The following is a 20,586-nucleotide window of genomic DNA, read 5'->3' as shown; positions in this document are numbered from 1 at the left end:
CTTCAGGCGTTCATGCGAACGCGCTCGCCTTCGAGCCGCACGTCGTCGTTCGCCGTGATCGCCACGTCGCCGCGCGTGGCGTCGAGCGCGAGCGCACCGGCGCGAGCATCGATGCGACCGTCCGCCGCCAGCGTGAGATCGCCGCCGCAACGCAGCGCCAAGTCATGGGTGGCGCTGAGGTCGACGCTGTCGGCACTCACCGCGAGCGCACCGGCCACGCGCAGCCGCGTACGGCCGCCGAGGCAATCGATCACCAGTTCGTCCGCGTCGATGCGCAGCTGCAGTCGCGGCGTACCGTCCGCCGCACACACGCGCAACGCCGTGGCGGCGCCTGCCTCGCCGGGCGTGATGTGAAGCTGCCCACCGGCACCCAGGTCGATGGTCTGCAGGGACGCGGAGGGTGTCGTCTCAGGCATTGGTCTTGACGATGGCGCCGAGAATGGTGGTGGTGCCCGCCGCACTGATATCGATTTTCGGGGCACTCATGGTGATGCCCGCCGGCGTCAACGTGATCGTGCTGGCGCCGCACTGCAGCGTGAGCTTGGTGCTGGCATCCACGGTGACCAGCTTGCCGTTGAGGTTCAACGCCGCGCCGCCGGTGATCTGCTGCGCACCGCTGGCTTTCTGTTCGATCTTGGTGGCCGTCACGGTGATGCCCGGCGCGCTCAGCGCATACGTCGCCGCATCGATCTTGTAGGCCGCGGTGGCGATGGCGCTGATGGCGATCGACGACAACTTGTATGACACCGTCCCGTTGACCTCGATGTTCGGCGCGGCCGAATGCCAGTCGCCCATCGAGGTGAACTTCGTGGTGCCATTGACCGTTTCACCATGGTTGCCACCGACCGAGATGCTGCGGTTCCCGATCACCTTGAGCACGTCGTCGGCGCCGATGTCGGCCGTGCGCTTCTTGCCGGTGCACAGTTGCATCTCGCCGCCGACCTTGGTGTACGAGTCGGTGCCGACCTTGCGCGTCTCCTGCTTCTCGACCAGCACGTCGAGGTCCTTCTCGGCGTGCATGTGGATCTGCTCTTCGCCCATCTGGTCCTCGAAGCGCAGCTCGTTGAAGGTGGTGGTGTCGCCCCCGGGGGTGGACCGCGTCTTGAAGCCGCTCTGCGTCGCCGTGGTGTACGGCGGCGGCTGGTCGTCGTTGTACATGCGCCCGACGATGATCGGCCGGTCCGGGTCGCCGTTCAAAAAGTCGACGATCACCTCCTGGCCGATGCGCGGAATGAAGAAGCCCCCCCAGGCCTTGCCGGCCCACGGCTGCGACACGCGCACCCAGCAGCTGGACTTCTCGTTGCTCTCGTCGTAGCGGTCCCAGTGGAAGTGCACCTTCACGCGGCCCATGTCGTCCATGCAGGTCTCCTTGCCGGCCGGGCCGACCACGATGGCCGACTGCGGGCCCGGCATGGTCGGGCGCGGCGTGAGCCGCTGCGGGCGAAACGGCATCTCCACCGGCATCGCGGTCACGAGAAAGGTGTGCATGCCGCGGCCCGGCAGGCTGAGGCCGGCTTCGCTCGCGATCAGGTCTTTCACGAGGTCGGCGTCGCCCGCATGGACCGGATCGGCGAGTACGAGGTCCAGCAGCACGCGGCCCAGCCTTTGGAAGCTGCTTTCGGCGTCGGTCAGGCCTTCGTAGCCGGAATGCGTGACGACGAAGTCGCAGGAGGCGATGAGGTATTCGCCGTCGCTCACGCCATCGGCCGCGTCGGCGAGCTTGAAGGCGCGTCCGGCCGCGACGTCCGCCCAGCGCGTGACAGCCCAGTGGCGGCGGCGGCGCGCCGTCTGTTCCTCGCCGCGCGCCTTGACGACGTTCTCGCCGTCGCCGTTGGTGAAGAAGAGGCCCGGGAACTCGAACACCTCGAAATCCGCCAGCTCGTTGTCGTCGTGCGTGTCGCGCGCGGCTTCGAGCTTCTGGCCGATCGCCTTGAAGTTGCTGTCGCGCGCCATGTACTTGCCGCTCTGCAGGCTGCGCGCGCTGACCCAGCGCGTGATCTCGTTGTGGCGCGCTTCCTGGGCACCCGGCGTCGCCTGGCGCAGCGTGTCGATCACCGGCAGCTTCTCGTGCGCGATGTCGCTCGCATCGGACAGGAACATCGTGCCGGGTGCCTCGTGCGCGTCGAACCAGTAGTAGATCCCCTCTTCCTCCAACAGCCGCGAGAGGAAATGGAAGTCGCTCTCCATGTGCTGCAGGTTGTAGCTGCGCTGCACGTGGTTGCCGATCACATGGCGCTTCTCGGTCTTGGCGACGCCCCGGATCGGGCTGTCCTCGAAGACGGCGTCCATGATGTCCAGCACCTTCTTTTCCTGCTGGATGCGCGAGTTCACGCGCTTGGTGAGAAGCCAGAACCACGAGCGCAGCACGATGCGGTACTCGGTGTAGCGGCCGGTCTTGCCGGCGCGCATGAAGCGCACCGCATGCCCCTGGCAATGGCGCTCGTGCTTCGCGCCGTCGGCATCGAAGAAGTCGATCACCACGTCGAACGCCCGGCCCAGGATGTCCTTCGCGCCGATCTGGTCGTTTTTCGACAGCACCACGAGTTCGTAGGCCGACGGTTGCGAGAGCGCCTCGTGCCCCACCACCGCCCAGAACATCAGGTCGCCCGCGAACGGTGAATCGCTCCGGATGTGGAACAGATCGTCCGCCATGGTCAATCGAAGGCGTAGGTGAAGTCGGCGTCTTTCACGTCGAGCGCCACCTTCTTGATCTCGCCGCCGGACGCCAGCCGCTGCAGGTATTCCACCGAGATGGTCGGGAGCACCGTGTTGGTGAGGATCGCGTCGATCACGCGGCCACCCGACTCCGGGTCCTGGCAGCGCGCCACCACCTGGTCGACCACCGCGTCGCTGTACTCGAACGGAATGCCGTGGTTGGCCTCGACCCGCTTCTTGATGCGGCCCAGCTGCAGCCGAACGATCTTTTTCATCATGTCCGGCGACAGCGGGTAGTAGGGGATGGTGACGATGCGGCCCAGCAGCGCGGGCGGGAACACCTTCATGAGCGGCGCCTTGAGCGCATCGGCCAGCGCGTTCGGCTCGGGCAGCAGCTCGGGGTCGCGGCACATGCTCATCACGAGCTCGCTGCCGGCGTTGGTGGTGAGCAGGATGATCGTGTTCTTGAAGTCGATCATGCGGCCCTCGCCGTCTTCCATCCAGCCCTTGTCGAAGACCTGGAAGAAGATTTCGTGCACGTCGGGGTGCGCCTTCTCGACCTCGTCGAGCAGCACCACGCTGTAGGGCCGGCGCCGCACCGCCTCGGTCAGGATGCCGCCCTCGCCGTAGCCCACGTAGCCGGGCGGCGCGCCCTTGAGCGTGGAGACGGTGTGCGCCTCCTGGAATTCGCTCATGTTGATGGTGATGATGTTCTGCTCGCCGCCATAGAGCGCCTCGGCCAGCGCCAGCGCGGTCTCGGTCTTGCCGACGCCGGAGGTGCCGCAGAGCATGAAGACGCCGATGGGTTTTTGCGGGTTGTCCAGCCGCGCCCGAGAGGTCTGGATGCGCCGCGCGATCATCTCCAGCCCGTGCTTCTGGCCGATGACGCGCTTGTTGAGCGTGTCGGCCAGTTCCAGCACCGCCTGCACTTCGTTCTTGACCATGCGGCCGACGGGAATGCCGGTCCAGTCGGCGACGACCGAGGCGACGGCCTGCTCGTCGACCGACGGCAGAATCAGCGGCGACTCGCCCTGCACTGCATGGATCTTGGTCTGAAGCTCGTGCAGTTCGGCCAACAGCGTGGCGCGGTCCTCTCCGCCCGTTCGGGCTGAGCCTGTCGAAGCCTCGGCCGGCACGTCGACAGGCTCAGTGCGAACGGGTTCACTGGCGGCATCCACCGGCTTGTTGCCCTCGCGCAGCTTGCCGCGCAGTTCCAGCAACCGATCGATCAGTCCCTTCTCCTCTTTCCAGCGTTCGTTCAGCGCCACGAGCTGCACGTTCGCCTCGGCCAGCGAGCCGGCCATCAATGCCGCGCGCTTCGTCACGTCGATGCCGATGGCCTCCTCGCGGCCGATGATTTCCTTCTCGACCGTCAGCGATTCGATGCGGCGCATGCAGTCTTCCACTTCGGGCGGCGTCGCATGCTGGCTCACCGCCACGCGCGCGCAGGCCGTGTCGAGCAGACTCACCGCCTTGTCGGGCAACTGGCGCGCCGGGATGTAGCGATGACTCAGCTTGACGGCCGCCTCGATGGCTTCATCGAGCAGCTGCACGCGGTGGTGCTTTTCCAGCACGCTCGCCACGCCGCGCAGCATGAGGATGGCCTTGGCCTCGTCGGGCTCGGGAACCTGCACGACCTGGAAGCGCCGCGTGAGCGCCGGGTCTTTCTCGATGTACTTCTTGTATTCGGCCCAGGTGGTCGCGCCGATGGTGCGCAGGTTGCCGCGCGCGAGTGCGGGCTTCAGCAGATTGGCCGCATCGCCGGTGCCGGCCGCGCCGCCCGCGCCCACGAGCGTGTGGATCTCATCGATGAACAGGATGATCGGCGTCGGCGAGCTCTGCACCTCGTCGATCACCTGGCGCAGGCGCTGCTCGAACTCGCCCTTCATGCTGGCGCCGGCCTGCAAAAGGCCGATGTCGAGCGCGAGCAGCTTCACGTCCTTGAGTTGCGGCGGCACGTCACCGCGCGCGAGGCGCTGCGCGAAGCCTTCGACCACCGCCGTCTTGCCGACGCCGGCTTCGCCCGTGAGCAACGGGTTGTTCTGGCGGCGGCGCATCAGGATGTCGACGATCTGGCGGATCTCTTCGTCGCGCCCGGTCACCGGGTCCATCTCTCCCTTCTTCGCTTTCTCCGTGAGGTCGATCGCAAATTTCTTGAGGGCATCGCCTTTGCCCATCGCGGCGGGCGCCATCGCGCCAGACGCTTCGCCTGGCACGCCCCCACCGCCTCCGGCCGCCATCCCGGTCCCATCCTGCGCCCGCATCTGCGCTTCGGGCGAGGCGTCGCAGATCCTGGCGAAGTTGTCGGCCAGGTCTTCGACCTTCACTTTCTCGAACTGCTTCGAGAGAGTGAACAACGGGTTGCGCAGGCTCTGCGTCTTGAGCATGCCCACCAGGAGATACCCGGTGCGCACCTGCGCCTCGCCGAACTGCAGCGTGGCGTAGGTCCAGGCGCGCTCGATCGCGTTCTCGATGTGCGGGGAGAAGTCGCTGATGGCGGTGGCGCCGCGCGGCAGGCGGTCGAGCGCGGCCGTCAGGTCCTTGGCCACGGCCGAGATGTCGAGCCCGTAGTGCTGGATCACGCGGTGCAGGTCGGAGTCCTGCGCCTGCAGCAGTTGCGCAAACCAGTGTTCGAGTTCGACGTACGGATTGCCGCGCATCTTGCAGAACACCGTGGCGCCCTCGATCGCCTGGTAGGCCAGCGCATTGAGCTTGCCGAAAAGCGCGGTGCGGCTGATTTCACTCATGAGGTTCTCCGTGTGTTTCGTAGACGAATCGAGGGACGCCGGTTTCAAGTGGCGGCGATGCGCACATCGGCCGCATCGCGCTCGCGCGGTCGCTGGCCGAGCCACGACAACCAGCCGAGGCGGGGCGCGTTGCCCGCTTGCTGGCCAAGGTGCGTCGGCGGCACTTCGCGTTTTTCGAGGATGAGTTCGGCATCCCATTCGAGCTCGTCGCCGAGCAGCTGCTGCATCCAGCGCTGCAGCACCGGTCGCGCGGTGCCGGTCGGCAGGAAGACCTTGTATTGCGCGAGCGAGAGCGGCCCGAGGTGCAGCCGTACGCGGTGCTGGCGGTCCCAGGCGCGCCGCCCCAGCATCGCGCCCAGCCCCATCGAACGCGAGACCTCGCCCCGCCCGAGCCGCGTGAGCTCCGTCGTCGGCAGCGCCATCCAGTGGCCGACCCAGCGCTCCAGCCGCACCGGCACGCCGAAGTAGCTGCACAGCACCGACTCCACGCCTTCCGCGTTGTGCACGCGGCGGGCGAGCCAGCCCGCGAAGTGCAGGCGCGCGTCGTCGTGGATCTCGTCGCGACCGTTGCGCGTCGCGGTGCCGGCGCCGACCAGCGCACCGACCTGAAGCCGAAACGCATCCTCGCCCGGCCGGTCGAGCGCGACCGCCGGCCGCGCCTGTGCCCAGGCCCGGTACAGGTGCAGCGAGAAGCGGTGCGAGAAGGAGTCGAGAAACGCCATCCAGGTCGCGTCGCCATGGTTGATGAAGCGCTCGCGGATGAAGTCGGACAGGTGCACCGGCAGCGGACCGTTGGGCCCGATGTAGCCGAAGAAGTGCTGGCGCAGGCGCGGCGCCGACACCTCGGTGGCCGCCTCGAAGCGGCTGAAGGTCGCGGGCGCGAACGAGAGCGACGGCTCCTGCCCGACACGCAACGGCTCGGCGCTCGGCAGCAGCGCACGGCCCCAGCGCGGGCTGGTTTCGGCGATCGCTTCCAGGCGCCGCATCAGCGCGTAGTAGTCGAAGGCCCACGGCTCGTGCGCCACGGCCACGAGGTGCGCGCCGACGCGTGCGGCCGCCGACGGCGTCACATCACCGGTCGCGTCCCGCACATCGGCCTCCAGCGCATGAGCTCGCCCTTGCCCGCCACGGCGATTGCGGTCTCGACGAAATGATTGACCTCGACGTGGCGCGCGAAATACTGCGCCAGCACCGCGCCGAAGAGGAACGCGCTCTGGCCGTGGAAGGCGTTGCGGTCGATTTCGATCGTCACTTCCAGGCCACGCCCGAACGCGATCGGCCCCGCCATCGGCAGGCGCCGCGCCACGGGTTTCGAAGACACCGACAGCAGGCCGCGCACTTGCACCTGGCGCGCCTCGTCGGCATGCACGGCATAGAGCATGAGCATCTCGCGCACGGCGGCGGCGTTCTTGTGCGCGTCGCTCCCGCCGAGCGACAGGTAGTTGAGCGCGAGGTGGTCGACCACGCGCCAGCCGAGCCCCTGGCTCACCACCGGCGACACCGGCCGCGAGGGCCCGCGCACCATGCGAACGCGCTGCACCGGGAAGGAGTCGACGCAATCGAAATCGTTGTCGCGGCCGAGCGGCATGAGGAGCGGCAGGTCGCGGTTGGTGACGAGCGCGGTCACCGCCAGTTGCCGAAGGCTCCTTGCATACGGTGCCTGCTGCGGATCGACCACCTGCATGTAGACCTCGGAGCCGATGTGGCTGCTGCGGTGCCCTTCGGTGCGTTGCCGGGCCGACAGCGCACGCGGCTCGCGCGTGGTCGTGTAGTAGGCCGGGTGGCTGTGCCGGCTGTCGTGGAAGGCCGCGTAGAACGGGTGGAACACCAGCTCCTTCGCGCTCTCGGCCGCGCCGGGTGCGCCGTGCCCGATGACCTCGGCCACCGAATGCACCTCGAAGTCCTGTGGCCGCGTGCGGTCGGGCACCAGGTGGAACTCGCTCACGCCCTCGTTCACCGCCACGCGGTCCAGTCGTTTGGTGAAGAGATTGACCGCCGGCACGCAGTTCAGGAGCAGGTTGTCGGCACTCACCAGCTTTTCGAGCGACGCGTCGCCGCGCGAGAACAGCACGACGATCTCGACCGCGGCCGTGTTCATGCCGCGCAGCACCGCCTGCAGACCGTCGATGCGCACGAACTGGAAGCGCTGCGGGAACGCGAAGTACTCCTGCACCAGCCGGAACCCCGAGAAGCCGGTCGCCGTGACCGGCAGCAGCGACTCGTCTTCGTCGAACCCCACCGGATGGATCACGCTGGCCGGCAAGGTGCGCAGCGCGCCGGACGCCGTGCCCCCCGCGCCGAGCGGCTGCACCAGCACGGCGATCGGCTTGCCGAGGAAACATTCGTGCAGCTGCCAGGCCACGTCGTCGGCGCCGCCGAAATGCAGCACGAGTTCGTCGACCGGCATCTTGTCGAAGGTGAGGCCGGCGGTGGCGCGCAACTGCATGCGCACGCCGCCGCGGATGTCGCGCGCCTGCGGATGCTGGTTCAACGGCAAGTCGGGCGCATAGGTGAAGTACTGCGCGCGCGTGAGCGTGATCGGCCACACGCGCAGCGCGCGGCTGGTGCGGAACTCGCAATGCGTGTTCTGGCCGACGGCCTGGCGGGCGCGCAGGCCGCTGCCGCGCGGCAGGGTCGGGCCGGTGGCGAGGCTCGCGTCGTCGAGTTCGGGGGTGCAGGCCACCACCGTCATCGACGGCGTGGGCGCCATGAAGTGCGGATAGACGATGTCGAGCAGGTGCCCCGTGAAGCGCGGATATTCCGCATCGAGCTTGAGCCCGACGCGCGCCGAGAGGAACGCCGTCGCCTCGATCAGCCGCTCCACGTACGGGTCGGCGACCTCCTGCCCCTCGATACCCAGGCGGTGCGCGATCTTGGGAAAGGCACGCGCGAATTCGCCGGAGCTTTCCCTGAAGTAGCGCAGCTCCTGCTCGTACAGGTTCAGGAGGCGGGGGTCCATGGATCAGCGCGAACCCGGGTGACCCGTGTCCTCGATGTCGATGCGCCCTTCCTCGAGGTCGATGCGGCTGCGCATCAGGAATTCCAGCGGCACGGGCTGCGCCCAGAGCATGCCGCGAATCTGCAGCCCGATGCGGTTGTGGGAATCAAGGGCTGGGCCTTCCATGACAAGTTCGACTTCGAGGGTGCGGGGCAGGATGCGCGGCTCGAACTGCATGATCGCGTTCTTCAGAGCCTGTTCCATGCTGACACGCTGCACGCTGGACGTGAACTGGCCGGACAGCATAGGCAATCCGTAGTTGATGACCGACCGCGCCGCCTGCGGATGGTGCTTGTCGTCGAATGCGAGGCCGTAGCCGGTCGCATTGAAGAGCCAGCTCAGGTCGCGCAGCACCGCCTGGCGCAGTGCCTGTTTGGTGAGCGTGCGCTTGTCGTCGCTCTCGCGCTGCTCGTTCGGCGCGAGGTCGACCAGGCGGTCGAGCAGCGACGGCTGCAGGCGCTCTTGCGCCGAGGTGTCAGCCATCGACCGACTCCTCGCCTGCGGGCTGTGCACCGGTGAACAGAATCTCGCGAATCTCCATGAATGGGTGATCGCCCGCGTCGCTCCCGAGCACACGCTGGCCGGCGCCCACCCACACTTGCGGCTGCAGTTCGCGCCACTCGGTCTTGCGGGCGAGTTGAAGGGCTCCGTCGGCACGGGCCTCCGAACCTTCGTAGCGCACCGGGATCAGCGCCAGGGACTCGCCGCCGTTCTCGAATTCCAGATGCGCCGGCAGCCACACGCAGTCGCGCAGGTCTTCGGGTGGATCGATCTTGATGTGCGCGAGCCGTGCGTACGGAATCCAGTAGTACTTGCCGTTGACGAAGGCTTCGAGCACCGGCCCGAGGCGCATGTCGGCATCGGCCAGCCACTCGAAGGACGTGCCGTCCAGCGTGCCGGCGGTGGCGGGCGCGGCCTCGAAGGCGCGTTGCCTCAATTCCTCGGCCAATGCTGTTTCGCCGCGGCCGCGCCGCAGCAGCGATTCGATCAGGAGTGCGAGCCATTCGTCGGGCTGGCCGAACACCATCGGCGTGCGGCGCCCCGCGAACACCTCGGTGCGCACGCCTTCGCAGCGGATGGCCTCGCCGTAGACCTGCTTCATCGGCACCGCGAGCGCATCGAGCTCGGCCGCGACCGAGAGCTGGTTGAGCGCGCGCTCCCATTGCCCGAGCACACACAGCAGCTGCGCGAGGAACACGCGGTGCTTGCTGTCGCCGGGCCTGGCGCGCACCTCGTCGGTGAGCGCCTTGAGCGCACCGGCCGGATCGGACGCCTTCAACCGGTCTGAAGCGGACATGGGAACTCCTTGAAGCGGTGAAATCTTGAAAACCGTGCGCTCAGTCGGCCATGGAGAAGGTGCTGGTCCGGACGGCGCCGCGCGCGCCGGTCCCGGTCTGCGGCGCGGATTCGATCGTCAGTTGGCGGAAGCTGAAGCGGATGACCTCGCAGGGCGCCCCGGTCGCGCCGCCGGTCAGCAGCAGCATCTCCGCGATGCGCGCGCCCTCGTAGAGGTACTGGATCATCGGATCGGTGTCCTTGGACGCAGCACCGCCCGCGCGGTAGACCGACAGCGTCAGCTTCAGCCTGTCGTTGTTGCTGCTCAGCAGGCTGGCAAGCGTGGCGGTGGCGGCGTCGCTCCGCCGAACGATGGTCAGCGTCGACGTGACGCCGCCCGCGCCGACCGCGGTGGCGACGTTGCGGCGCGCCGTGTGCAGCGCGTAGCCCATCACGTCCAGGCGCTGCTTGCCGTCGCTGTAGACCCGGGTGGATTCGCCTTCGACCGGCGTCTTGTCGTTCTCGATCGACATCGCCAAGTCGTTGCTGCCCGAGGCCAGCTCAAGGAGGCGCAGGGCTTCGGTGGTGTCGAGTCGTCCAGTGGCAATGTCTGACATGGGGGTCTCCGTCAACGGCAAAAAGGGGATCGGTGCCGGCGCGCCTGCGTTCAGTCGTCCACGCACTGGCCTTCGACCGGCACGAGGCACTGCGGAAGGTTCGGGCCGACCGCGCCGCCGCGGGTGCGGATCGACGAGGTCGATGCGGCCGCCACGGCCAGGCCGCGCGGCAACAGGATCCAGAGCTGGCCGCGCTCCTTCATGCGGCGCGCGTTGGTCGCGGCCTGCGTGCCATTGCCGAAGAAGTAGTCGGCCCGCACCGCGCCGCGGATCGCGCCGCCGGTGTCCTGCGCGATGGTGAGGCGCTGCATCGGCGCGCCGGTGCCGGGCGCGCGCGTCGAAACAAACACCGGAAAGCCGAGCGGCGTGCTGCGCGGATCGACCGCGATCGAGCGGCCCGCCGACAGCGGCACGCCGAACGCGCCGACCGGTCCGCCCGCGCCGCCCGCCGCCTCCTTGAAGAACACGTAGCTCGGATCCTTGATGCCGGAGCCGGTGACCGCGCCCGAGGCCTGACGGCCCGGCACCATCACCGCGCCGCTGGCGGCCGGCCGTGCCAGCGTGAAGCCGCGCGTCTTGACCGCCGTGAGGTCGTCGCCATCGTCGTCGTCCACTTCGAGCTCGATGGCACCGCCGCGGGTGCGCACCGCACTGCGCGGCTTGCCAGCCGCGTTCTGCGCGAGCGTGGGGCGGAACGGCTGGCCGTTCTGCTCGGCGTAGGCAACGCGGATCACCTCGCCGTTCGGCAGGCGGATGCGGCCAGAGCCCTGGATCTGCATTTCGTACAACGCGGTGGCGCTGTTCACGAAGGCCAGCACGCGGGCATTGGGCGCCCCGCGCGTCTCGATTTCTTCCCGCGTGTAGTACGGCAGCACCTGCTTGCCGTCGATGCGCAGCCGCACCTTGCGGTCGAGCGTGTCGCGCGTGACGGCCGAGAGGTCGAGCGCATACAGCCCGGGTGCGCCCATGTCGCGCGTGCTCAGGCCCGTCTGCACGATCACGTCGCGGCCCTGGACCCGCACCGCCACCGTGCCGCTGCCCGGCGGCAGCTTGCGCGCATCGACGAACAGCATGTCTTCGGGCTGGCCGTAGACGGGATAGATGTAGGGCGGCGCGTAGCTGCGGTTGCCGTTGATCTCCGGCTCGAAGTAGCCGGTGACCACGCCATCGGGCCTGCGGTCGTCGTCGCGGATCTGGTAGGCCGCGAACTCGGATTCGAAGAAGCCACGGATCGCCGGGTTGCTCTTGTCGTTGACGGCGCGGGCGCGATCGCACACCGCCTTCCATTCGGCGCCGCGGCCGGTGAGCACCTTGCAGCTGCCCAGAAACGCCGGCCAGCTTTCCGCGAAATCGTCGCGACCCCAGCCGGGCACCGATTCGAAGCCGACCGCGGTGTAGGTGGCCAGCTGGGTGGAGAAGGTGCGCGCCGCGCCGGCCACGCTGGCGGCACCCGGACCACTCGATGGCGGTCGTGGCGCGGCCGCCGCCGGTTCGGCCGACGCGACCACCGGCGCGGGCGCCGGCGCAGGGCTGTAAGCACACCCCGCAAGCGTCGCCAGAAGGAGCATGGCCGACCGATGAAGAACGGGTCGGATGAGGGGCGAAGGGGTGGTCATGAAAACTCCTGGTCTTGAAGACGATTTACTTCTCGACGATCTTGAAATACCCGACGCCGTAGACGTCGTTGCACGGGTTGCTGCCCGGACACACGGGCCTGCCGACGAGCGGCGACGGCCCGCTGCCACGCGTGGCTTCCAGCGCGGCGAGCACCGGCAGCGGGAACTGCGGGAAGACGCCGTCGTTCTGCATGCCCGAGGCGGAGAAATCGCGCTCGCGTTCGCTCACCACCACCGCGAATTCGTCGGTGCCGGCCGGGCCGCCCGCGTCCATCGGCCAAGACGCGCGCGGCAGCGAGACCGTTCTGCCCGCGGTGATCTTGTTGTACTTGTCCAGCAGGTTCGGGAACAGCATGAACATCTCGCCGCCGCTGGACAGCAGGTACACGTAGACGTAGCCATCACGATTGCTCTTCACGTCGAACGCGAGCCTGTCCTTCTTGATGGTGACTTCCGCATTCTTCGGTGTGGCGACCACGTCGAAGCCCGTCGTTGCGCCCGCGCCGATCGCAGCGAGCGACTCGGCGGCAGTCTTCGCAGCGACCGGCGCTGGGGGTGGCGGCGTCACTGGCGGCACCGGCGCCTGGGCGATTGGGTCGTCGGGCGGGGTGACCCTCCCCATCGTGGCGGGCCCGGCCTCCGGCGTACGGCCCTGCAGCCACCAGCCGACCGCCGCCGTCGTGACGAGCGCCAACGCTGCCACGGCCGCGATGACCTTGCCCTTGCCCGCTGAAGCCGCTGGGGGCGCCTTCGGTGCAGGGGGCGCAGGGGGTGACCGATGCACACCGGACGATGGCGCACACGCGGGCGCGCCGGTCTGCGCACCCTCCAGTCCCAGCCCCAGCGCATCGCGCAGCGCGGCCATCGATTGCGGTCGCGCTTCGGGCCGCACGCCGAGCCCGGCATCGATCGCCGAGAGTGTGCCGACGCTGTAATGCTGGCGCAGGAGCTCGTTGCCGGCCAGCGGCACGTAGCTGTCGGACAGGAGCCGCGCCACCGACGGCGGCGGCGCGCGTCCGCACACGGCCACGTGCATGACGGCGGCGAGCGCATACACATCGGTCCAGGCGCCCTGGGACATGTCGGGCATCTCGGCGTATTGCTCGATCGGCGCGTAACCCGGCTTCAGGATGACGGTGATCGCCTGCGTCTTGTCGGTGATCACGCGGCGCGCGGCGCCGAAGTCGAGCACCACCGGCCGGCCCGAGTGCTCCAGCAGGATGATGTTGTCGGGCGCGATGTCGCGGTGGTAGCAGTTGGCGGCGTGCATCACGGCGAGCGCCTGCGTCACGCCGTCCATGATGCGCAGCAACCAACCTTCGTCGACCCCCGCGGGAATGGCGGCCAGCGCCTGGCGCAGCGTGTCGCCGCGGTAGAACGGCATCACCATGTAGGTGGTGCCGCCCTCCTGCCAGAAGCGGTACACCTTGAGCAGCGACGGATGGTCGAACTGCGCCAGCAACCGCGCTTCGTTGATGAAGCTGCGCATGCCCAGGTCGAAGGTTTCACGATGCCGCTCGGACAACGGCACCACCGTGCCGTCGGCCTGCCGCGTCGACAACGACACCGGCAGGTATTCCTTGATGGCGACGACGCGCTCGAGCGTGTGGTCCCACGCTTCGTACACCGCGCCGAAGCCGCCCTGCCCGACCAGGCCGGTGATCTCGAACTCCGCCACGCGGCTGCCCGCGGGCAACACGCCGGCCTCGGTCGCGGCGGGCGGGCCGGACACCGGCATGCGCGTGGACACCGGCAACGCGCCGCCAGTGATGACCTGCGTGCGGTCGTCGCTGTCTTGGTCGCTCATGCCGATGCCACCGTTTCCACCCATTCGTCGCTCGCAAAGCCGAACAGCGCATCGAAGCGTCCGTCGGCCGGCAAACCGTTCGCCCGCATGACGAGACCCTGCTCCACGGCCGGGTCGGTCAGCCAGAGCGATCCGCCGCGCGCCGGCCATGCGATGTCGCGCACCGCGCCCTCGTCCGGCACCGCGCCGGCCTCCAGGCGGCGCTGCAGCGCAGCGTCGAAGCGCACGGCATCGAGGTCGTCTGCCAAGCCTTCGAGCGCCGCCGCAGCGGCCATGCGCCACCAGGCCCACGCGGCGGCCGCGTCCTCTTGTGCATCGCACTCGACGGCGACGAGGAACGGAAAGTAGCGGCCCACGCCATCGACCGACGGCATCAGCACGCCGAGCCACGCCGGCGCACCGGCGACGCCCTCGCCCAGCGCGAAGAACCACAGCGGACCTTCGAGGTAGCGCACGGTCCAGTCGTCGTGGCGCTCGCGCAGGCGCAGCAAGCCGTCGTGCAGCCAATCATCGAGCCGCGCGCGAAAGCCGTCGGGCAGGCGGCGGTGGGCAAAGTCCCCCATGCCCGGCAACTTGCCGAACCAGCCAGGCAGACCGGGGGCCAGCATCAGAGTCCCTCCGGACACGCGAACTCGCGCAACTCGCGCAGGCGGATCGGGTGCTGCACGCTGTTGGTCGTCACCTCGAAGCGGGTCTTGCGCGCGCCGATCTGGAAGGTGATGAAGAACTTCTCGGGCGCGTCGCCGGCTTCGAGCTGGCCGTCGTCCAGCGCGCGGAACAGCGCCCACGGCCCGTCGACCGAGAGGCCCGAGCTGCCCGTGGCCGAAGGCGGGCTCACCTGCACGCGCACCTGGTTGCTGCCCTTGGGGCCCGGCCACTGCACCGCCATCGGCACCACCGGGCCGTGCGCGTACTTCACGAGCTGGCCGTCGACGTCCAGGATGAACTGCGTGATGGTCTCGTCCATCTCCACCGGCTTGAAGTCCATGCGCATCGCCGGCGCGCGGCCGCCGGCGCGAAAGAAGATGTCGCGGATGCGCGCGGCGCGCTCGAACTGCGCGAGCGCCTGCGTCGTGACGCCGGCGCGTTCGGCCACCGGCTTGTAGCGCCAGGGCCGCGTGCTCGTGTCCACCAGCGCGGCCAGCTTCTTCTGGAAAAAGTCGTCCATCAACCCGCCGGGGCCGAACATCTGGCCGAAGTCCTCGGGCAGCACGTCGCGCTTGCTGCTCCCCACGAACGGGTAGCGGCCGGCGATGGCCCGCGTGCAGAACTCGGTCACGGGCCGCAGGTCCTGGCTCAGGTTGCCGCGCTCGGCGCTCTGCGCCTGCGCGGCCCCCGACTGGCTGAGGTTCTCGACCATCGAACGCACCGGCTCGGGCAGCCGCCCGGCGTCGGACTTGAGCTTGCCGGCCACATCGCCGGGCGGCGGCGAGGTGCGCGCCTTGACGGCCGTGTCGACGGCGGTGAGGTACACGTACACCTCGTTGAAGAGCTTGAGCGCATCGTCGAGCGGCGCGGGCTGGTTGGGCGCCGCAGCGGTCACCATGCGGCGCAGCGGCTCGAAGCGGTCGTCCACGACGCTCTCGATGCGCTTGCCCGGCGCGACCTGCTTGCCGGCGTCGCCGCCGAACAGGTCTTCGAGGCCCTTGCGCGTGCTGCGCACCGTCTCCGCGGCCTTGGTGACGACGTTGTCCTTGCTGGCCTCGGCCGGGATCAGCGTCGTTTCCTTCACCACCGCGCGCAGGAAGTTCGCGAGCGGCGAACTCACGCCCGAGAGGATGCGCGCCGCCTCGATGTTCTTCTCCAGCCCGGTCGCCTTGATGAGCCGCACGTCGGCCAGCAGCGCTTCCCATACCTTCACGTATTCCTCGAGATAAAGACGGCGCACGCGGTCGGTCAGCGCGCCGAGTGCGGCCGCGTCGCGCAGCTTGTCGGCGGCACTGCGGTCCTGCCCGAGCACCCACGGGTCTTCCTGCGCAAGCAGCGCGGTGAGCACCGTCACCTCGTTCTGGAAGCGCTTGTGATAACCGTCGTAGGTGAACATGCCCGGCACGCCTTCGGTCAGCGGCTTGCCGCTGATGCGCTCGAACACGAGCGGCCCGGAGGGCCCCGCCGCGGTCGCGACGCTGAAGGCCGGGATGTCCTTGCCCAGGCGCTGGCGCTTGAGGCGGCTGAACACGCGGGCTTCGAGCGGGTAGCTCGCGAGCATCGCGCGCACGTTGCGCACCAGGTTGTCGTCCATCTTGAGCGGCGAGTGCGGCGGGCCCTGCGCGATCAGCACATCGAGCTGGTCTTCGAGCAGCTTGCGCTGATCTTCGGGGATGCCGCGGTCCAGGCTGCGTGCCCAGTCGAGCGTGATCCAGGCCTTGAGCGCCTCGGCATCGAAGTGTTCGGGCTGGTGCAGCATGAGGTAGCTCTTGAGCGCTTCGTAGCTGTATTCGAGGTTGTCCTTTTGCGCGGTGCGCAGCTGGTCTTCGAGGCGCTTGGCCAGCTGCGGCAGGAACACCTCGTTGAGTGCGCGCTGATGCGCCAGCATGGCGGCGGCGTCGAGCTTGTCGCCCTGATAGAGGCCGAGCGTCATCGCGAGCGGTGGGTTGCCCTCCTGGTTTTCCGGCGTCTTCCAGATGTCGCGCAGGCTCTGCAGCACCGGCGCGACCTGCACCAGGTTCTGCACGCGTGCGGGCAGCGTGGTCAGCGTTTCCTTGAGCGGATCGATGCGGGCCTCGACCGCCTTCAGATAGTTCAGGTTGCGCCAGGTGCTGTAGCCCCAGCCCGCCAGCAGCGCGAGTGTGACGAGCGTCATCCCCGACACCGCGGCGAGCCGCAGCGTGTGCCGACGCCGCTCGAGCTTCACGTCGGCACCGGCCAGGCGCTGCTCGGGAAACACCACGTCGCGCAGCAGCGTCGTGAGGAAGTAGCTGCGACCGCTGCTCTTCTGCGGCGCGAGCATGGCGCGCTCCAGCCCGAAGCTGCGCGCCAGGCTGCCCATCACGCGGTCGATCGGGCTGCCCTCCTGCGTGCCGCTGGTGAAGTACACGCCGCGCACCCACGGCGGCTGGGCGAAACGCGAGCCGGTGAAGACCTGGTCGAGCAGGTCCGACAGCAGCGGACCGACCGAGGCGAACTGCGCCGGAAAACCGAAGATGGCGGCGCGGCGCGTGCCGTCGGTCTCTTGCTGCATGCGCGCGATGAGCCCGTCGTTGACGCGATCGTGCAGCAGCGCGAACTCGCGCTGGAACACGACGGCGAGGCCTTTCTCATCGAGCTGGACGCCCTCTTCCGGCGGCAGCGTGAAACCGAACACCTGGGCGCGCTGCTCCTTGCCGAGGTCCGCGAAGTAGTCGGTGAAGCCGTAGAGCAAGTCGCTCTTGGTGACCAGCACGTACACCGGCAGGCGCGTCGTGAGCTTGGCATCGAGTTCCAGCAAACGTGCGCGGATGGAAGCGGCCAGCGTGGTGCGCGCTTCGGCGCCCTGGCTCAGCAGGTCGGCCACGCTCACCGTGAGGAACACGCCGTTCAGCGGTCGGCGCGGACGCGCCTTTTTCAGCAGGCCCAGGAAGCCTTCCCAAGCGCTCTTGTCTTCGCTCTGGTGACTGTCCTGCGTGGTGTAGCGGCCCGCCGTGTCGATGAGCACCGCTTCGTCGGTGAACCACCAGTCGCAGTTGCGCGTGCCGCCCACGCCGCGGATGGCGCCCGGTCCGAACTTGTCGGCCAGCGGGAACGAGAGGCCCGAGTTGACGAGCGCCGTGGTCTTGCCCGCGCCCGGCGCGCCGATGAAGACATACCACGGCAGATCGTAGAGGTAGCTGCCACCCGAGAGCGACATCCAGTCGCGCCAGCCGGGCTTCTTGCCGGCCGCGTGCAGGCGCATCTGCTTCAACGTGGCGACCGCATCGGTGAAACGCGTGTTGAGGATCTTCTGTTCGCCGTTGTCGGCCGCTTCGGCCCTGGCGGCTGGCGCCTGCATCAATCCCTCGGTCAGGTTCTGGCTGGCCTTGCGCGTGCGCCAGCGCCGCCACACGGCGCGCAGCACGACGACGAGCACGATGACGCCGATGAGCACACCGCGCGCCAGGTCGGATTCGAGCGGCGCGAGCGAGCCGATCCTGATCAACGGGCCGACCCACCAGATCAGCAGCGAGACGACGACGAGCGCCAGCACCGTCAGCAGCACCGGATGAAAGAGAAAGCCGACTGTCTTCTTCATCGCTTCACCTCGCCGCCGGCCACGCGCTCCGGCTCGGAGAGCAGAACGATGTCGACGCGCCGGTTGCGTGCGCGGTTGGCTGGCGTGTCGTTGGCCGCGACCGGCTCCGCATCGGCCTTGCCGTTCGCGCGCATGCGGGCGGGATCGACCTGCGCAGTGAGCGCGGTGCGGACCGCATCCGCACGCGCTGCAGACAGATGCCAGTTGGACGGATAGCGCATCGATCGGATCGGCTGGTTGTCGGAATGCCCGGTGATCAGCACGTCGCCCTTCACCTCCGCCAGCGCCTGCCCGATGCGCACCAACACCGGCAGCGACTGCGCCATCGGCTCGGCACTGCCGGAGCCGAAAAAGGAATCGCCGCGCAGCCGCACCACGCTGCGGTCCGCCTCGTCGGTCACGGTGACCAGGCCCTGCCGCACCTCAGGCTCCAGGAATTTCGCGAGCCGCGGCGTCTTGGCCATCACCGCGGCCGGTGCGATCTGCACGTTCGGCACGCGCAGACCCGAGAGCGCGGCGTAGGTGGTGTCGGAGCGGTTGTTGAGCGTGAGCCGCAGGCCGAACCACACCAGCGCGAGCAGCAGCAGGAAGCCGACCGCGAAGACCCACAGCGGCAACGATTCGGCGAGACGCGCGGCCCCGGCGCCCTGCCCGCGCCAGTGCGGCGACAGCGCCGGCTCGAGCGCCGGCCGGTCTTTCGCGATGAGGTCGGCCAGGCGCTGGCGCACCGTGTCGAGCTGCGCGCGGCCGTTGTCCACCACGCGGTAGCGGCCCTCGAAGCCGAGCGCCAGCACGCTGTAGATGAGCTCGAGCAGCGGCCGGTGCGTGGGCACGTCCTGCGCGAGCTTGGCAAGCAGCTGGAAGACTTTTTCGCCGCCCCAGGTCTCGTTGTGGAACTGCACCAGCAGGCTCTGCTTGTTCCAGCCGGCCTGCACGCCCCACGGCGTGTTGGCGACCGCCTCGTCGAGCGCGGTGCACAGCACGTAGCGCGCGGCGAGCACGGTCTCGTTGGAGGCGCCGCTGCGCCGCGCGGCCGCATCGAACTGGTTGACGGCCTCGGCGGTCGAGGCGCGCAGCGCGGGCACGTTCGGTGGCTGGACCAGGTTGCGCAACTTGCCAATGAGCACCAGCAACTTGCCGGCGGCCGACACCAGCGGATTGAGCAGGCCCAGCTCACCGAGGTCGACGGGCAACGCGTCCGGCGCGCCGCCCGGCGGCACCGGTGGCCCGCCGCTTCCGCCGCCCGCCGCGCCGGACCCGCCGGACGGGCGTGGCTTCGGCTTGATGACGGTGCGTTCCGACTCGAACGCCGCGAACGGATCAGGCGTGCTCATGATCGGATCGCCCAGAAGGCGAGGTCGAGGCCGGGGAAGTCGCCGGCGATGTGCATCGCCACGCCGCCCGAAGCTTCGAGTTGCCGCCACAGGTCGCTGTTTCGGGTTTCGAGCTCGAAGTAACTGGCGCCGGAATGGAACGGAATCTGGCGCGGCGCCACCGGCATCGGCGTGAGCGTCACGCCCGGCAGCGCGAGGTTGACGAGGTCGCGGATGCGCTCGACCGGACCGATCTTCACCTGCGTCGGGAAGCGCGCGCGCAACGCTTCGCTCGGCATCTGCGCGTTCACCGCCAGCACGAAGGTCGCATTGCGCTGCAGCTCCACATCGGGGATCACCGCCACGCGCACGCCGTGCTTGCGGTCGTGCAGTTCGATGCGGATGGCCGACTGCTCCAGCACCATCGAGAGGCTGCGCCGGAGGTCGTCCATCACGGGCCGGAAGGTGAGCGCGAGGTCGTCGTGGATGTAGGGGCCGAAGCGCGTGACGCGGCGCGCATCGCGAAAGGTGGCGAGGTCGCCGGCCAGCGCCAGCGCGTGTTCGAAGAAATGCCGCGGATGCAGCATCGCGCTCCGGGCGAGGTGCGCGAAGACGGGCTCGTTGCGGTTCACCGTTTGAAGGAGGAGGAAGTCGGCGATCTCGGCGACGCCGCCGGTGCCGCCCTGCGTCATGCGGCCGGCCAGCGCTTCACCGCGCTGGCGCAGCAGGCCGAGCAGTTCGTCGAGCCAGCCCTTGATGACCGCGTGGCCCGCCACGTCGAGCAGCGGCGGCAGCATCGCGCGTTCCAGCTGCACCTGGTTGTCGACGCGGCGCTCGACCACGCGGCCCACGCTGAGCAGGGTCCATGCGTCGGTCGTTTCACCCGCGCGCAGGAGGCGCGTGTGCAGCCGGCCGAGCTGCAGCATCGCGGTGCGCTCGCCCGCCGTGTTGGAGTCGGGCACTTCCGACTCCAGCACGCGATGCCGCACCAGGTCGTCATGGCCCTCGGCATCGGCCTCGCGGGCGCCGGCGCGGCGCAGCGGCAAGGCGAGCACCACAGCCTCGTCGCGCATGGTGGGCGGGATGTCGATCGGCTCGGGCAACGGATCGACGGCCGGCATGTCGAACACCGTGCCGTCGCCGAACACGCCCACCGCGCGCACCAGGGCGAGCTTGCCGAGCGTGAGCGCGGCGGCGTCGATCTCCAGTTCCGAGAAGCCCCATGCATACGGCGTGGTGTTGCGCACCAGCACATGCCGGGCATGGTCGGCGTGGCGCTCGCTTTGCTGCAGGTGCTGGGGTTGCAACAGCATCCCCTCGCTCCAAACCACTTTTGTTCGCCAACTCATCC

14 protein-coding genes are annotated in these 20,586 nt (G+C 68.9%); all 14 read right to left on the bottom strand.

Going from position 1 to position 20,586, the window contains the following annotated elements:
- Nucleotides 1-2: 2 nt before the first annotated feature.
- The 14 genes from AX767_RS12585 to tssK are packed head-to-tail and all read right to left on the bottom strand — an operon-like array spanning nucleotide 3 to nucleotide 20,584.
- Nucleotides 3-416 carry a hypothetical protein gene (locus AX767_RS12585; protein WP_068631659.1) on the bottom strand — a complete coding sequence of 138 codons (414 nt, stop codon included), beginning with the start codon at nucleotides 414-416 and terminating at the stop codon, nucleotides 3-5.
- A complete protein-coding gene (locus tag AX767_RS12580; RefSeq protein ID WP_068631658.1) occupies nucleotides 409-2,652 on the bottom strand; it encodes a type VI secretion system Vgr family protein in 2,244 nt (747 codons plus the stop codon). The genes AX767_RS12585 and AX767_RS12580 overlap by 8 nt, the downstream gene beginning before the upstream one ends.
- A gap of 2 nt (nucleotides 2,653-2,654) precedes the next feature.
- Nucleotides 2,655-5,402, bottom strand: coding sequence for a type VI secretion system ATPase TssH (tssH, locus tag AX767_RS12575; RefSeq protein ID WP_068631657.1), 2,748 nt, complete (start codon nucleotides 5,400-5,402; stop codon nucleotides 2,655-2,657).
- Between the two features lie 44 nt (nucleotides 5,403-5,446).
- Entirely contained in the window at nucleotides 5,447-6,493 is a 1,047-nt protein-coding gene (tssG, locus tag AX767_RS12570; RefSeq protein ID WP_237288443.1) for a type VI secretion system baseplate subunit TssG, read from the bottom strand.
- Nucleotides 6,469-8,361 carry a type VI secretion system baseplate subunit TssF gene (gene tssF, locus AX767_RS12565; protein WP_068631656.1) on the bottom strand — a complete coding sequence of 631 codons (1,893 nt, stop codon included), beginning with the start codon at nucleotides 8,359-8,361 and terminating at the stop codon, nucleotides 6,469-6,471. Before tssF ends, tssG begins: the two co-directional genes overlap by 25 nt.
- 3 nt (nucleotides 8,362-8,364) lie before the next feature.
- Complete coding sequence (tssE, locus tag AX767_RS12560) at nucleotides 8,365-8,883, bottom strand: type VI secretion system baseplate subunit TssE (protein WP_068631655.1); 519 nt, start codon at nucleotides 8,881-8,883, stop codon at nucleotides 8,365-8,367.
- Complete coding sequence (locus tag AX767_RS12555; RefSeq protein ID WP_068631654.1) at nucleotides 8,876-9,697, bottom strand: type VI secretion system accessory protein TagJ; 822 nt, start codon at nucleotides 9,695-9,697, stop codon at nucleotides 8,876-8,878. The genes tssE and AX767_RS12555 overlap by 8 nt, the downstream gene beginning before the upstream one ends.
- A 40-nt stretch (nucleotides 9,698-9,737) precedes the next feature.
- A complete protein-coding gene (locus AX767_RS12550) occupies nucleotides 9,738-10,292 on the bottom strand; it encodes a type VI secretion system tube protein Hcp (RefSeq protein ID WP_068631653.1) in 555 nt (184 codons plus the stop codon).
- Nucleotides 10,293-10,342: 50 nt separating this feature from the next.
- Nucleotides 10,343-11,908 carry a murein transglycosylase A gene (mltA, locus tag AX767_RS12545; protein WP_068631652.1) on the bottom strand — a complete coding sequence of 522 codons (1,566 nt, stop codon included), beginning with the start codon at nucleotides 11,906-11,908 and terminating at the stop codon, nucleotides 10,343-10,345.
- A 25-nt stretch (nucleotides 11,909-11,933) separates the two neighbouring features.
- Complete coding sequence (locus AX767_RS12540; protein ID WP_082755150.1) at nucleotides 11,934-13,715, bottom strand: serine/threonine-protein kinase; 1,782 nt, start codon at nucleotides 13,713-13,715, stop codon at nucleotides 11,934-11,936.
- Nucleotides 13,712-14,323: a type VI secretion system-associated protein TagF gene (gene tagF, locus AX767_RS12535; RefSeq protein ID WP_068631650.1), complete on the bottom strand. Its 612-nt coding sequence runs from the start codon at nucleotides 14,321-14,323 to the stop codon at nucleotides 13,712-13,714. The genes AX767_RS12540 and tagF overlap by 4 nt, the downstream gene beginning before the upstream one ends.
- The gene (gene tssM, locus AX767_RS12530; protein WP_068631649.1) at nucleotides 14,323-17,922 is read right to left on the bottom strand and encodes a type VI secretion system membrane subunit TssM; all 3,600 of its coding nucleotides are present in this window, start codon (nucleotides 17,920-17,922) and stop codon (nucleotides 14,323-14,325) included. Before tssM ends, tagF begins: the two co-directional genes overlap by 1 nt.
- Complete coding sequence (locus AX767_RS12525) at nucleotides 17,919-19,256, bottom strand: DotU family type VI secretion system protein (RefSeq protein ID WP_068631648.1); 1,338 nt, start codon at nucleotides 19,254-19,256, stop codon at nucleotides 17,919-17,921. Before AX767_RS12525 ends, tssM begins: the two co-directional genes overlap by 4 nt.
- Nucleotides 19,253-20,584 carry a type VI secretion system baseplate subunit TssK gene (gene tssK / locus AX767_RS12520; protein WP_068631647.1) on the bottom strand — a complete coding sequence of 444 codons (1,332 nt, stop codon included), beginning with the start codon at nucleotides 20,582-20,584 and terminating at the stop codon, nucleotides 19,253-19,255. The genes AX767_RS12525 and tssK overlap by 4 nt, the downstream gene beginning before the upstream one ends.
- Between the last annotated feature and the right edge of the window lie 2 nt (nucleotides 20,585-20,586).

Origin of the sequence: Variovorax sp. PAMC 28711, assembly GCF_001577265.1 — a bacterium.
Classification (GTDB): domain Bacteria; phylum Pseudomonadota; class Gammaproteobacteria; order Burkholderiales; family Burkholderiaceae_C; genus Variovorax.
The sequence above is the reverse complement of the archived record's forward strand: the minus strand, read 5'-3'. Positions and strand labels throughout refer to the sequence as shown.

Bases quoted from the DNA above. Each gene is read 5' to 3' on its own strand.
- AX767_RS12585 (WP_068631659.1), bottom strand. From the start codon at position 416: ATGCCTGAGACGACACCCTCCGCGTCCCTGCAGACCATCGACCTGGGT.
- AX767_RS12580 (WP_068631658.1), bottom strand. From the start codon at position 2,652: ATGGCGGACGATCTGTTCCACATCCGGAGCGATTCACCGTTCGCGGGC.
- tssH (WP_068631657.1), bottom strand. From the start codon at position 5,402: ATGAGTGAAATCAGCCGCACCGCGCTTTTCGGCAAGCTCAATGCGCTG.
- tssF (WP_068631656.1), bottom strand. From the start codon at position 8,361: ATGGACCCCCGCCTCCTGAACCTGTACGAGCAGGAGCTGCGCTACTTC.
- tssE (WP_068631655.1), bottom strand. From the start codon at position 8,883: ATGGCTGACACCTCGGCGCAAGAGCGCCTGCAGCCGTCGCTGCTCGAC.
- AX767_RS12555 (WP_068631654.1), bottom strand. From the start codon at position 9,697: ATGTCCGCTTCAGACCGGTTGAAGGCGTCCGATCCGGCCGGTGCGCTC.
- AX767_RS12550 (WP_068631653.1), bottom strand. From the start codon at position 10,292: ATGTCAGACATTGCCACTGGACGACTCGACACCACCGAAGCCCTGCGC.
- mltA (WP_068631652.1), bottom strand. From the start codon at position 11,908: ATGACCACCCCTTCGCCCCTCATCCGACCCGTTCTTCATCGGTCGGCC.
- AX767_RS12540 (WP_082755150.1), bottom strand. From the start codon at position 13,715: ATGAGCGACCAAGACAGCGACGACCGCACGCAGGTCATCACTGGCGGC.
- tagF (WP_068631650.1), bottom strand. From the start codon at position 14,323: ATGCTGGCCCCCGGTCTGCCTGGCTGGTTCGGCAAGTTGCCGGGCATG.
- tssM (WP_068631649.1), bottom strand. From the start codon at position 17,922: ATGAAGAAGACAGTCGGCTTTCTCTTTCATCCGGTGCTGCTGACGGTG.
- AX767_RS12525 (WP_068631648.1), bottom strand. From the start codon at position 19,256: ATGAGCACGCCTGATCCGTTCGCGGCGTTCGAGTCGGAACGCACCGTC.
- tssK (WP_068631647.1), bottom strand. From the start codon at position 20,584: ATGAGTTGGCGAACAAAAGTGGTTTGGAGCGAGGGGATGCTGTTGCAA.